12 protein-coding genes are annotated in these 13,626 nt (G+C 34.8%); 9 read left to right on the top strand and 3 right to left on the bottom strand.

Annotated features, from left to right (window positions below):
- The first annotated feature begins 61 nt into the window (after positions 1–61).
- The 4 genes from BN2667_RS02355 (at position 62) to BN2667_RS02370 (ending at position 3,699) form a co-directional block, all read left to right on the top strand.
- Complete coding sequence (locus BN2667_RS02355; protein ID WP_054251720.1) at positions 62–718, top strand: HAD family hydrolase; 657 nt, start codon at positions 62–64, stop codon at positions 716–718.
- On the top strand, positions 708–1,496 hold the full coding sequence (locus BN2667_RS02360; protein WP_054251721.1) for a glycoside hydrolase family 25 protein: 789 nt from the start codon (positions 708–710) through the stop codon (positions 1,494–1,496). Before BN2667_RS02355 ends, BN2667_RS02360 begins: the two co-directional genes overlap by 11 nt.
- Positions 1,477–2,367 carry a tRNA 2-thiocytidine biosynthesis TtcA family protein gene (locus tag BN2667_RS02365; RefSeq protein WP_054251722.1) on the top strand — a complete coding sequence of 297 codons (891 nt, stop codon included), beginning with the start codon at positions 1,477–1,479 and terminating at the stop codon, positions 2,365–2,367. Before BN2667_RS02360 ends, BN2667_RS02365 begins: the two co-directional genes overlap by 20 nt.
- Positions 2,368–2,451: 84 nt before the next feature.
- Positions 2,452–3,699 (top strand): FprA family A-type flavoprotein, encoded by a 1,248-nt coding sequence (locus BN2667_RS02370; RefSeq protein ID WP_054251723.1) that lies wholly within the window; start codon positions 2,452–2,454, stop codon positions 3,697–3,699.
- A 75-nt stretch (positions 3,700–3,774) separates the two neighbouring features.
- Here the strand turns inward: BN2667_RS02370 and BN2667_RS02375 are convergent, their stop codons facing one another.
- The 3 genes from BN2667_RS02375 to BN2667_RS02385 are packed head-to-tail and all read right to left on the bottom strand — an operon-like array spanning position 3,775 to position 5,339.
- Positions 3,775–4,623: an IS3 family transposase gene (locus tag BN2667_RS02375; protein WP_075967852.1), complete on the bottom strand. Its 849-nt coding sequence runs from the start codon at positions 4,621–4,623 to the stop codon at positions 3,775–3,777.
- Positions 4,624–4,643: 20 nt separating this feature from the next.
- Complete coding sequence (locus tag BN2667_RS02380; protein ID WP_054251725.1) at positions 4,644–4,985, bottom strand: helix-turn-helix domain-containing protein; 342 nt, start codon at positions 4,983–4,985, stop codon at positions 4,644–4,646.
- A 48-nt stretch (positions 4,986–5,033) separates the two neighbouring features.
- Entirely contained in the window at positions 5,034–5,339 is a 306-nt protein-coding gene (locus BN2667_RS02385; RefSeq protein WP_054251726.1) for a helix-turn-helix domain-containing protein, read from the bottom strand.
- A gap of 367 nt (positions 5,340–5,706) precedes the next feature.
- On the opposite strand from BN2667_RS02385, the gene BN2667_RS02390 reads away from it, so the two are divergent.
- From BN2667_RS02390 to cdd, 5 genes are all read left to right on the top strand, one after another.
- On the top strand, positions 5,707–9,972 hold the full coding sequence (locus BN2667_RS02390; RefSeq protein WP_054251727.1) for an acyl-CoA dehydratase activase-related protein: 4,266 nt from the start codon (positions 5,707–5,709) through the stop codon (positions 9,970–9,972).
- A 105-nt stretch (positions 9,973–10,077) separates the two neighbouring features.
- The gene (locus tag BN2667_RS02395; RefSeq protein WP_075967881.1) at positions 10,078–10,692 is read left to right on the top strand and encodes a DUF4230 domain-containing protein; all 615 of its coding nucleotides are present in this window, start codon (positions 10,078–10,080) and stop codon (positions 10,690–10,692) included.
- 87 nt (positions 10,693–10,779) lie between these two features.
- Positions 10,780–12,288, top strand: coding sequence for a YjjI family glycine radical enzyme (locus BN2667_RS02400; RefSeq protein ID WP_054251729.1), 1,509 nt, complete (start codon positions 10,780–10,782; stop codon positions 12,286–12,288).
- 1 nt (position 12,289) lies between these two features.
- On the top strand, positions 12,290–13,135 hold the full coding sequence (locus BN2667_RS02405) for a YjjW family glycine radical enzyme activase (RefSeq protein WP_054251730.1): 846 nt from the start codon (positions 12,290–12,292) through the stop codon (positions 13,133–13,135).
- A 20-nt stretch (positions 13,136–13,155) separates the two neighbouring features.
- Positions 13,156–13,596, top strand: coding sequence for a cytidine deaminase (gene cdd, locus BN2667_RS02410; RefSeq protein ID WP_278308125.1), 441 nt, complete (start codon positions 13,156–13,158; stop codon positions 13,594–13,596).
- Positions 13,597–13,626: the final 30 nt, after the last annotated feature.

The following is a 13,626-nucleotide window of genomic DNA, read 5'->3' on the forward strand; positions in this document are numbered from 1 at the left end:
AGTTTGACAATAAAAATCTAGTCTTATAAACTATAAGAAGAGAAGAATATATGGAGGTCTAATGAAGGTTTTTATTTTTGACATGGATGGAACTTTTATCTATTCTATGGACTATTGGAATACTTTAATGGAAAATTATTTAAAGACTCTTGGCATAAAGGCGCCTAAGGGACTTGGCAAGGAGCTTTTAAATATGACTTTAAAAGATGGAATTGTATATACTAAGGAAAAGTTTTCTCTAAGCAAAAGTCCAGATGAAATTCTCACTGACCTAAAGGCCTTAATGGCTTATAATTATAAAAACACCTTTGAAATTGATCCAAAGATTATTGAGATTTTTCAAAGGATAAGAAATAAAGGAGACAAGGTTGTCTTAGCTACTGCTACCCAAAGAGACCTAGTTGATGTTGTCTTAGACAGATTTTCCCTGCATCCTCATTTTGACTTACAATGTGTTTCAGATGAAGTTGATTTTCACAAGGACGACCCTAGGTATTTTTTATCAATTGCCGACTACTTTGGAGTTGAACCTGAGGACTGCTATGTAGTTGAAGATGCCCTCTATGCTATAAAAACTGCATCAGCTTTGGGCATGAAGACCCTGGGAGTTTTGGCCCAGGCAACCAAGGATCACATTGATGAAATTAAAGGGCTAACAGACCTTAGTGTTGATACAGTTGGACAACTAGAAGATTATTTTACAGACCATGGCTATTAAGAAAAAGAAAAAGAGGACAAAGAAAAATAAAACTTTTAAAAGGAGAAGGTGGACTTTTGTCATCTTCTTAGTTTTAATTTTATTTTTTATTTTCACCCTCTTATCTAAAAATGAAAAAATTGAAGAAGAAGTTGAAAAACTTACCTTCGTTAGGGGAGTTGATATTTCTCGCTACCAAGGTGATGTAGATTTTTCTGCCCTTTATGACCAGTCTATTCGCTTTGCCTTTATTAAGGCCACAGAAGGTAAGGACCACCAAGATGAAAACTTTTTTATAAACTGGGACAAGGCCAGAGAGTCTAAGATGAAAATTTCTGCCTACCACTTTTATACCTTTTCAGTAAGTGGTGACGACCAGGCTGATAATTTTATTTCCCACGTTGACTTAGAAGATGACGATATGGGTCCAGTTATAGACCTTGAATTTTATGGGTCTTATATCAACAAACCCCTGTCCAAAGAAGAAGTTGATCCAGACTTAAGAAGACTAGTTGACAGGCTCTATGAAGCCTATGAAAAAAAAGTTATTATTTATTGTAACAAGTATGTTTATGAAAAATATCTTTTTGAAGGTTATGACGACGTCGATATTTGGTACAGGTCTATATCAAAGGACTATCCAAGACTTCCCAAGGGGAGAAAGTGGACCTTTTGGCAATACGAAGATGAGGGCAAGCTTGAGGGCTATGGAGGGCCAGGAGCTAGCGAGTTTATAGATTTAAATTATTTTCATGGAGACATGAAAGAATTGGAGGAATATGGAAGAAGTAATAATTGATGGAGTTGTAAAAGGATCTCTATCTGATTCAAATTTTGTTTTAGATGAGGACAAAAAGAGAAAGTCCTTGGAGACAATTGAAAGATCAATAGTAAAGTCTTATAGAAAGCACATTTGGATAAAGTTTGTAAAGGCAATAAAAGAATACGACATGATCCAAGAAGGAGACAAAATTGCTGTGGCAATATCAGGGGGAAAAGATTCCCTGCTTTTAGCAAAACTCTTTCAAGAACTTCACAAGCATTCAATCTTTGATTTTGAAGTTGAATACATTGCCATGGACCCAGGCTACAATGATTCAGTTAGGGCTCATCTAGAAGATATCTTAGACTATTTAAAAATTCCAGCAAAAATTTATAAGTCAGATGTCTTTGAAGTTGCCGACCATTTAGACAGAGAAAAACCATGTTATATGTGCGCCAGAATGAGAAGGGGAAATCTCTACGCCAAGGCCCAAAGTCTAGGCTGCAATAAGCTAGCCCTAGGCCACCACTATGATGACGTAATTGAAACGATTTTATTAAATGTCCTTTGTTCAGCCAACTACAAGACTATGATGCCAAAGCTTAAGGCGAAAAATTTTGACAATATGGAATTAATTAGGCCCCTTTATTTTGTGGAAGAAAAATCAATTATTAGATTTATAGAAAACTCTGGCATTCAAGCCCTAAATTGTTCTTGTAGGATTGCTGAAAAGAAAGATGGCAAGAGGGCAGAAATAAAAGAATTAATCAAGGACCTTGAAGGATCTTTTTATAATGTTAGAAATTCAATTTTTATGTCAGCAGAAAATGTAGACATGGGTGCGATTTTAGGCTGGAAGGAAGATGGAGAGAAGAAAAGCTTTTTAGAATCTTACGACGAAGAATAATAAGAAAAAATTAATATTTTATTTACTTATTTTCTTTAATAGGTTAAAATATAAGTAGGAAGAAAAATAATTTAGGAGGAAGAAATGGAATATTTATCAGTAGAAATTGACAAAAATTGGCACTACATTGGTGTAAACGATAGAGATACTAGACTTTTTGAAAATATGTGGCCACTTGAAAATGGGGTTTCATATAATTCATATTTATATACTGGCGAAAAAACTGCCCTACTAGACACTGTTAAAATTAACAAGTCAGGTCTTTTTGTAGAAAAATTAGAAGCTGCCTTAAAGGGCAGACCAATTGATTATTTAATTGTCCACCACATGGAACCAGACCACTCTGGATCTATTACAAGTGTTTTAGACCTTTATCCAGACATTAAATTAGTTGGTAACAAAAAGACTAGAGAATTTTTAGAAAACTACTACCAACTTGAAGGCTATAATGGATTTTCTTATGAAAAAAACTTTGTTGAAGTTGGAGATGGAGACAAATTAAGCCTTGGAGATACAGAACTTACATTTTATCTAACTCCAATGGTCCACTGGCCAGAATCAATGGTATCCTTTGAAGAATCAACAGGCAGATTATTTTCTCAAGACGCCTTTGGTGCCTTTGGATCTTTGTCAGGAGCAATCTTTGACGACGAAATCAACTGGGAATTTTATTTAGACGACACTATTAGATACTATACAAACATTATCGGCAAGTTTTCAACCCTAGTTAAAAACGCCCTTAAAAAATTATCTCCTCTAGATATAAAAATGATTTGCCCAGTTCACGGACCAGTTTGGAGAACAAACCCATCTAGAATTTTTGACCTTTATCAAAAACTTTCTGACCAAAAAACTGAAGAAGGTGTAGCTATAATTTATGGATCAATGTATGGCAATACAGAAAAAATGGCTGAAACAATAGCTAGGACCTTAGCCGTTAGAGGAATAAAAAATGTTAGAATTTTCGACGTTTCTAAAACCCACCTATCTTATTTATTAGCCGATATGTGGAGGTATGAAGGCCTAGTTTTAGGATCATGTACCTACAACAACGCCTTGTTCCCACCAATGGAAAACCTAGTTAGAACTTTAGTCAACCAAAAAATGAAAAACCACACTTTAGGAGTATTTGGTTCTTATAGCTGGGGAGGCGGAGCCCTTAAAGAGCTTCAAGAATTTGCTAATAAATCTGGTTATGATTTAGTTGAAAGCACAGTTGAAGTAAAGGGAACTCCAAACAAAGAAGACTTTGAAAAAGGCGTTGCCCTTGGGAATGAAATGGCAGATAAGATCATTGCAAAAAGATCCCAAGACTACTATGTAGAATTTTAAATTAAAAACAAAGAGGACTTACTAAAAGTGAACTGATGTTTATAAAGTAGACACATAATTAAATTAATTTTATCTTTAGGATGCTTGATTTCTATATTCTAGTGGACTCATGCATCCTAAGCCTTTTTGTAGTCTCACTTCGTTATAAAATTTAATGTATTGTTCTATCTTTTCCTTCAATTCTTCTAAACTTTCGAATTTCTTGTCATGAAACATTTCTGATTTTAATGTTCCGAAGAAGCTTTCCATTGGTCCATTGTCTATACATTTGCCTACTCTTGACATGCTTTGTGTCATTCCTGCTTCTTCTAGTTTTCTTTTAATTGTTTTGTTTGTGTATTGAAATCCTCTGTCACTGTGGAATAGTGGTTTTGCGTCTGGGTTACTCTCAATTGCTCTGTCAAACATTTTAAATACTAATTTATTGTTGTTTCTATATGATATCTCGTATTCTACTATGCTGTTGTCATATAGATCTTTTATCGCACTTAGATATAGCTTTCTGTTTTCTCCTGGAATCTTAAATTCTGTTACGTCTGTTAGCCACTTTTCGTTTGGCCTTGTTGCTGTAAAGTTTCTTGCTAGTATGTTTTCTCCGGTGTATTCTGGCATTATGGTTTTTCTGTTTACTTTTTTTCTTTTGACTCTTGATGATACGCCTAATACTTTCATTAGTCTATAAATGTAGCTTTCTGAAAAGTTTGTGCTGTTAAATTTATTTATATACATGGCCATATTTCTATAGCCTAGTATTCCATCAAATGTCAAATGATATTCTGATATTAACATACATAGCAACAGGTCCTGGTTTTCTTTTTCTGGTGTTATTCTTTTTTTGTTTTTGTAGTAGCTACTTCTTGATATGTTTAGTACTTCGCATATTAATTTTACTGGATATCCTTTTTCTCTATAGTAGTATACTATTTGATTTTATTCTGGCTGTTCTAGTTTTGTGACAGGATTTTCTTTTCCAATTCTTCTTTTTTTTTTAGTATTTCTATTTCTAATTCTCGTCTTTTTCTTAGGGCTCTTTCTTCGTCTAGTTCTAACTTTAGTCTTTCTGTTTCTGTTAGATTTTGTTTTTTTATCTTAGTCTTAGTTTTTCTTCCACGTTTCTTGTATTTTAGAGCTTCTTTACCATTTTCTAGATAGTTTTTTGTCCATTTATATATGTTTGCATATGGAATTTCATATTTTCCTGAAGCTTTTTTGTAGTTCATATTATTTTTTATTGTCCACTCTACAATTTCTATTCTTTCTTCATATGTGGTCTTTCTAGTTTTCATGGTATTGGTAGCTCATTTGGTATAGTCTTTTAATTCTCTTCTCTTATACTATTTGTTTACCCATCTAACTATGGTGCTGTGGTTTAGATTGTATTTTGCAGATAAGTCTGCATATGAAGATTCTCCACTTACATATTCTTCTACTACTTTGTGTTTGAATTCTTTTGTGTAGACCTGTTTATGATCTGGCTTTTTAAAGGCTTCTTCCCCATGCTCTTTGTATCTAAAGCACCATCTTCTAATTGTTGATTTTGCTGCAGATAATTTTCTTGCTAAGCTATCATATGACTCTCTGCCTTCTTCATAATCTTTACAAGCTTTAATTTTTGTTTCTAAATCATATTGTTTGTTCATCGATATACCTCCAAAGTATCTAGCGTATTTTTAATTAATTACGCTGTCTACTTTGGACATATCGGTTCAAAATTTAGTAGGTCCTTTTTTTTAAGTGCTTTGATAACTTTACAAACTATTAGATTTAAATTATAGGGACCTTGCTTTAGATTTAATCATTTTAATATTCAAAAAAAATATTTTTCACTAAAAAAAGTTTCACAATGCTTTAGTTTTTAACTTATTAATTTTTTAATTATGAAAATCTTGTAAAATTACAATTATACTAAAGAAAGACCAGGGAATTTCATAATTTTGTGATATAATTTATCTGAATTGTTACTTATAAAAAATTAGAATTATTATAAATCTATTAGATAGGAGAAACATGAAACTTCATACAGGTTTAGATATTGGTTCAACTACTTGTAAAATTGTAGTTATGGACCAAGATGAAAAAATTTTATACTCAAAATACCAAAGACATTTTTCCGATGTTAGACAGACAGTTGAAGAAATGTTAGAAGAGTGTGTAGAAATTTTTAAAGACGACTTAACAACTATAAATATTACAGGTTCAGGTGGCCTTATTATCCACAAACTTTTGGACCTGCCTTTTGTTCAAGAAGTTGTAGCTTCAACTAAGGCTATTAAAACTAAAATTTCACAAACAGATGTGGTCATTGAACTTGGAGGCGAGGATTCTAAAATTATTTATCTAAAGGGATCAGTTGAACAGAGAATGAATTCAATTTGTGCAGGAGGAACTGGAGCCTTTATAGACCAAATGGCATCACTTCTTGAAACTGATGCAGCTGGTCTTAATGCCTATGCAGAAAATTTTGAAAAGACTTATCCAATTGCTTCCAGGTGCGGAGTTTTTGCAAAAACTGATATCCAAGCTTTGATCAACCAAGGGGCCAGCAAGGAAGACATTTCTGTTTCTGTCTTCCAATCTGTTGTCAATCAAACAATTTCAAACCTGGCTTGTGGCAGACCAATTAGAGGCAAGGTTGCCTTTTTAGGAGGTCCACTTCACTTTCTACCTGAACTTAGAAAGAGATTTGCTCTAACTTTAAATTTAAAAGACGACGAAGTTATTGTGCCAGAAAATCCCCAACTTTTTGTAGCCCTTGGGGCAGCTTTACTTTCAAAAGACGGGGACTATGTTTCCTTTAAAGACCTTTATGAAAAAATTAAAAATAACGAAGACAAGGATCTTACAACTACTAATTTTTTAAGACCACTTTTTGAATCTCAAGAAGAATTAGATGACTTTAGAAAGAGACATGAAAGTCACAGGGTTAAAGACTTAAATCTAGCTGGCTACAAGGGCCCGCTTTACCTAGGCATTGACGCAGGATCAACTACTTCAAAGTTAGTTCTCTTAGATGAAGACAACAACATAAGATATTCATTTTATGGCAACAACAAGGGCAAACCCCTAGAAGTAATTACTGAACAATTAAAAATTATTTACGATAAATTAGAAAACGGAGCCTATATAGCCTCATCAGGTATAACAGGCTATGGAGAAGAATTTATAAAGACAGCTTTAAATGTTGACCATGGCGAAGTTGAAACTATTGCCCACTTAAAGGCTGCCATGTACTACAATCCAAAAGTAGACTTTATAGTTGACATTGGCGGCCAAGACATGAAGGCCATGAAAATTGAAGACGAAGTTATTTCTTCAATTCTATTAAACGAAGCTTGTTCTTCTGGATGCGGGTCCTTCTTAGAGACCTTTGCAAATTCTATTGGCCTAAGTGTAAGTGAATTTACCAACCAAGCTTTACTTGCAAAAAATCCAGTTGACCTAGGGTCTAGGTGTACAGTTTTTATGAACTCAATGGTCAAACAAGCCCAAAAAGAAGGGGCAGAAGTTGGAGATATTGCAGCAGGCCTAGCTTATTCAATTATAAAAAATGCCATTCAAAAGGTTATAAAAATTAGAGATCCAGAAAGTCTAGGAGAAAATATTGTAGTCCAAGGGGGAACCTTTTACGGCGACGCAATTCTTCGTGCCTTTGAATTAATTACTGGCAAGGAAGTTATTAGACCGAGAATTGCTGGTCTAATGGGAGCCTTTGGTATGGGACTTATAGCCAAGGAAAAAGCTCCAGAAAAAACAAATTTACTTTCTAAAGGCGACTTAGAAGATTTTTCTTATAAGACTAAAAACGCAACCTGCCACCAATGTACTAATTATTGCAGGCTGACTATAAATACTTTTTCCAACGGCCAAAGATATATTACAGGCAACAGGTGTGAAAGGGGAGCAGGAATTACTAAGTCTAAGGAAAACACCCTACCTAACCTCTATGAATATAAATACAAGAGGGTCTTTGATTACGACTCCTTAGATCCAGAAAAGGCGCCAAGAGGAAAAGTTGGCCTACTTCGAGTTTTAAATATGTACGAAAACTATCCTTTCTGGCATACCTTCTTTAGCTCCTTAGGTTATTCAGTTGTTTTATCACCAAGGTCATCTAGGGAAATTTATGAAAAGGGAATCGAGTCAATTACATCTGAAACTGCCTGCTATCCAGCAAAAATTAGCCACGGCCACTTAGAAGCACTAATTGAAGAAGGAGTAGACTTTATTTTCTATCCTTCAGTATTCTACGAAGAAAAAGAATTTTCTAAGGCTGACAACACTTTAAACTGTCCAGTTGTTGCTGGTTATTCAGAAGTTTTAAAAAACAATGTTGAAAGCCTGGCAGATAAGAATGTTAAATTTTTAAATCCCTTTATTTCCTTTGATAATAGGAAAAAGTTAGAAAAGAGAATGGCTGAAATTTTCCCAGACATTCCAAAAAATGAAATTAAAAAAGCTGTTAGGGCAGCCTATGAAGAACAAGATAGGTATGGCGCTGACATTTTAGCAGAAGGTAGAAGAGCCTTAGAATATATAGAAAAAAATAATTTAAAAGCCATTGTCCTTTGTGGTAGACCTTATCACATAGATCCAGAAATTAACCACGGCATTCCAGAACTTATTAATTCAATGGGCCTGGCTTTAATTTCTGAAGACGCCCTAGCAACTACAACTGAAATAGATGGCAGGCTCAGAGTCTTAGACCAATGGACCTATCACTCAAGACTTTATAGGGCAGCTCAATTTGTTGGCCAAAGAAAGGACCTAGAACTTGTTCAACTAAACTCCTTTGGCTGTGGAATTGACGCTATAACAACAGACCAAGTAAATGAAATTTTAAGAGGTTACAACAAGACCTATACAGTTATAAAAATTGACGAAGTTTCAAACCTTGGCGCAGTAAAAATTAGACTTAGGTCCCTAATTGAAGCAACAGAAAGAAGAGAGTTAAAGGCTCCAAAGGCTATAGAAAAATTTGATGAAGACCCACTAATCTTTACTAAAGAAATGGCCAAGTCTGGCTATACAATTTTAATGCCACAAATGGCTCCTCTTCACTTTGAATTAATAGAAGAGGCAATGAAGACCTCAGGTATGAAACTAGAAGTTTTAAAACCAACTAACTCACAGGTTGTAAACGAAGGCTTAAAATATGTAAACAACGACGCCTGTTATCCATCAATGTTTGTTGTAGGCCAAATTGTTGACGCGTTAAAGTCAGGCAAGTATGACACAGACAAATTGGCAGTTTTAATGAGCCAAACAGGAGGAGCTTGTAGGGCATCAAACTATGTTGGCTTTATAAGAAAGGCCTTAAAGGAAGCAGGCTTTGGTCACGTTCCAGTAATTGCCTTGTCCTTCCAGGCCATAGAATTTCATCCAGGTCTATTTGCAGACAGGTCTATTGTCAAGTCCTTTAGAAAAATGGCTCTGGCAACAGTCTATGGCGACCTTTTAATGAGACTTTCAAATAGGACCAGACCTTATGAAGTAGTTAAGGGAACAACAGACGCCTTAGACAAAAAGTGGATGGCTATCTTTAAGGATGAACTATCTTCCTATAAGAAAAAAGACCACGAAAGACTTGTAAGAGAGTGTGTAGAAGATTATTCTAGTGTCCAAATAACAAATGAACTAAAGCCAAGGGTTGGAATAGTAGGAGAAATTTTAGTCAAGTACCTACCAGCAGCCAACAACAATGTCCAAAAACTTTTAGAAGAAGAAGGGGCAGAAGTTGTTGTCAACGACCTAATTGACTTTATTTACTACTGTATGAAAAACGCCAGTATCAAACACCAAAGTCTATCAAAGGGATATTTAGGCTCTCTAGGATCAGAAATAGTTATTAACTACATTGAAGGTTTTAGAAAACCAATAAGGAAAGCCCTAGAAGGCACAAGGTTTGGCCAGCTAGCAGACATTGAAGAGCTAATGGACTTTGCCCAAGAATTTGTCTCCTTAGGCAATCAATACGGCGAAGGCTGGCTACTAACTGGAGAAATGGTTGAGCTAATCCATCACGGAGCCAACAACATCGTCTGCGTTCAACCTTTTGGTTGTCTTCCTAACCACATTACAGGCAAGGGAGTTATGAAGGCAATAAGAGAAACTTATACCAATGCAAATATTGTTGCCATTGACTATGACGCCTCAGCCTCTATGACCAACCAAGAAAATAGAATTAAACTTATGATGGCTAGAGCCAGAGACAATGTTGAGGCAGATAGGGCGTATTCAAATAAGTTAATGGAAGAAAGAACAGCTCAAGGATAAAAAAATAAAAAGGCCTAAAGAAATTTATGGCCTTTTTATTATGACTTGTAAAGAAAATCGGGTATAATTATTAATATAAAATATTTGAGGAGAATGAAAGATTTAATGAAAAAATTAAAAAAGATTTTACTTACAATATTAATCTTAGCCCTTGTTCTAGGAGGAGCCTACCTGGGCTTTAAATATAAAAATGCCAAAGACAAGGCGCCAACAATAACATCAACTAGCTTAAAGGAGAGTTTATTGTCAGTAGAAGAACTAACTACAACAAAATACTTTTACACAAGTATGGGCACGTACGAAAACCAATCCAACTTTTATGGAATAAAAATCCCTTTAACTTTGAAGAAATTTATTATTTCCTTTGAGGGAACAATTAGCGCAGGAGTAAACTTAGACGAGATGACCATTGAAGTCAAAGATAACAACATTTTAATAAGCCTGCCTGAAACAAAAATTTTGTCCCATGAAATTGACGAAAACTCTATAAAAATCTACGATGAAAAGTCATCTATTTTTAATCCGCTAAAAGTTGAAGACTATTCAGCCTTTAGACAAGACCAAAAAGAAGAAAGAGAGGCTGAAGCCTTAAACAAGGGACTTTTATCAAAAGCAGAAGAAAAGGCCAAGGATTCTATTAGAGAACTTTTACTTTTAATACCAGAAGTGGAAGAAAACTATCAAATCCAATTTGTAAAAACCATAAAAACTGAAAATTAATAATTATGCTTTTTAGAAGAAGCTAAAAAATTTTATTTTAAAACTAAGAAGACTTAAAAATAACTTACTAAGACAAGGAGAAAAATTATGTTTGACAAAGATGCAGTATATGAAGTGCTAACTTCTACAAAACTAACCTACGAACAAAAGGTTCTTAACCTTGCCCGCCAGGCAGAAAATGGCTTGGATGTCTTAAATATTTCAGACAAGATGCAAGAATACTTTGACAACGGGTCAATTAACGACCTTTTTGAAGGCCACGCACCTTATAGACCAAGGTATATCTTACCTGATTATGATAAATTTATAAAAAACGGCTCAGAGTTTTTAGCTATTAAGCCGCCAAAAGACTTTGATGAATTACTTTTTGCCCTAATGACTCTTTACCACCACGTTCCATCTATAACTAGTTTTCCAGTTTATTTAGGAAATTTAGACTATATGATAGATCCATTTATTACAGATCTGACAGACGAAGAAGTTGTAAAAAAACTTACCTTATTCTTCAACTACCTAGACAGGACAATAACAGATTCATTTTGTCATGCAAACATTGGACCTAAGGCAACTAGGGCAGGCAGTCTTATCTTAGATGCAATTGCTCCACTAAATAACCCTGTACCAAACTTTACAATAAAATACGATCCAGAAATTACTGCAGATGACTTTATGAAAAAGGCAATTTCTTGTTCACTAAAATGTTCAAATCCAGCAATTTGCAACCACCAAGTTAACACTGAGCCTTTTGACTTAGACTATGGCATTTCATCTTGCTATAATATACTTCCAACTAGTGGTGGAGCCTATACTTTAACTAGGATCACTTTAACTAAGCTTGCTGAGCAGGCTAAGTCAGTAGGTGACTTTATGGATAATTTATTGCCAGAAGTCTTAGGACTAATAGCAGACTATATGAGTCAAAGAATAAAATTTATCGTAGAAAAGTCAGGATTTTTTGAATCTAACTTTTTAGTAAAAGAAGGCCTAATTAACAAGGACAGGTTCTTAGGCATGTTTGGAGTTACTGGCCTTGCTGAAGCTGTTAACACCTTATTAAAGGATAGGGACCTTCAATATGGCAGAGACAAGGAAGCAGATGACCTTGGAGTAGAAATTCTAAAGAGAGTTGAAGAAATCGTAAATGGCTTTGAAGCTCCATATTCAAAAGTTACTGGCGGAAAATTCTTGCTTCATGCCCAAGTTGGCCTAGACTCAGACCTAGGTGTAACTTCAGGAGTTAGAATTCCAGTTGGAGACGAACCAGATTCTTTTATTGACCACCTTAGACATTCATCTAGGTACCACAAGTTTTTTCCAGCTGGCGTAGGAGATATTTTCCCAATTGCTACAAATGTTGAAGCTAACACAGATTCACTTTTAGATGTTGTTAAAGGCGCCTTCCAAACTGGTGTCCACTATATGAGTTTTTATGCGGCAGATACTGACCTAGTTAGGATTACAGGTTATTTAGTAAAACGCTCAGAAATGGAAAAATACAAACACGACCAGGCAGTTTTACAAAATACTACTCAATTAGGTGCTCCAAATTATGAAATCAACCATCTAAAAGACAGAAAAGTTAGAATGGCTGACTAGAATGGGAAGTAAACAAATACTAATAAATAAAATTATTCCCCTGTCGACAGTAGATGGACCAGGAGCTAGAACTTCTATTTATGTCCAAGGCTGTAATTTAAAATGTGGCTACTGTCACAACCCTGAGACTATAAATATGTGCATCCACTGTGGCAAGTGCATAGAAGTCTGCCCAGTTGGAGCTCTAAAACTTGTAGATAAAAAGGTAACTTGGAATGAAGATACTTGTATAGACTGCGACAAGTGTATAGAAACTTGTCCCTATCTTGCTTCACCAAAGACCAAGGCCTACAGTCCAGAAGATTTAATGGCTGAAGTTAGAAAGAACATGCCCTTTATTAGAGGCATTACTCTTTCAGGTGGAGAAGCCAGTTTATATCCAGAATTTTTAAAAGACCTTTTTTCTCTGGCCCATGAAGAAAAGCTAACTTGCTTTTTAGACTACAATGGCAAGGTTGATCTTTCTAAACACCTAGACCTAATGGAATATGTAGACGGTGTTATGGTAGACGTCAAGGCCTGGGACGATGAGAAGTTTAAAAGATTAACTGGAGGGACTAGAGAAGTCCCACTGGTGGATACAATAAAATATTTACTAGAGACAAAAAAACTTTACGAAATAAGAATTGTCCACCAAGAAGATTTTGTAGATACAGAAAATGCCTTGAGACAAATTAAAAGTTCCTTTCCGAAGAACTTTGCTGATATAAAAATTAAGTTAATTGCCTATAGGAACCACAATGGCAGACTTTTTATGAAAGATATACCATCTACAAAAGTAAAAGATTTAAAAAAATTTGAAAGTTTAGCTAAAAATTTAGGCTACAAATATGTTATAATTAAATAAACTATAAGGAGGCAAAAAGATTGTTAGATGTAAAAAGTGAAAGAGAATTAATGGCTAAAGCAATAAAGGCTAGTAAGAGTTCTTATTCACCCTATTCAAATTTTCAAGTAGGAGCAGCTATTCTTTGCTCAAGTGGAAAAATTTTTACAGGAACAAATGTAGAAAATGCCTCTTATGGTGGAGGAATTTGCGCTGAAAGATCAGCTGCAGTTACTGCTGTCTCCCAAGGAGAAAGAAAATTTTTAGCAGTTGCTGTCTTTGGATCTTTTAAAGACGCAAGAGAAGATGGGTTACAATATGCTTTTCCATGTGGAATTTGCAGGCAGTTTTTAAGAGAGTTTGCGGCTAAGGATATGGTCGTCCTAGTTGGGACATCTGAAGATGACTATAAAAAGTTTTCTTTCTATGAAGAAATCCTACCACACTCCTTTGGCCCTGAAGATTTAAATATGGAAGCATAGGTAATATAAAAAAACATTTATTATGGAGGA

It is taken from the genome of Neofamilia massiliensis (assembly GCF_001299475.1).
Taxonomy (GTDB): Bacteria; Bacillota; Clostridia; order Tissierellales; family Peptoniphilaceae; genus Neofamilia; species Neofamilia massiliensis.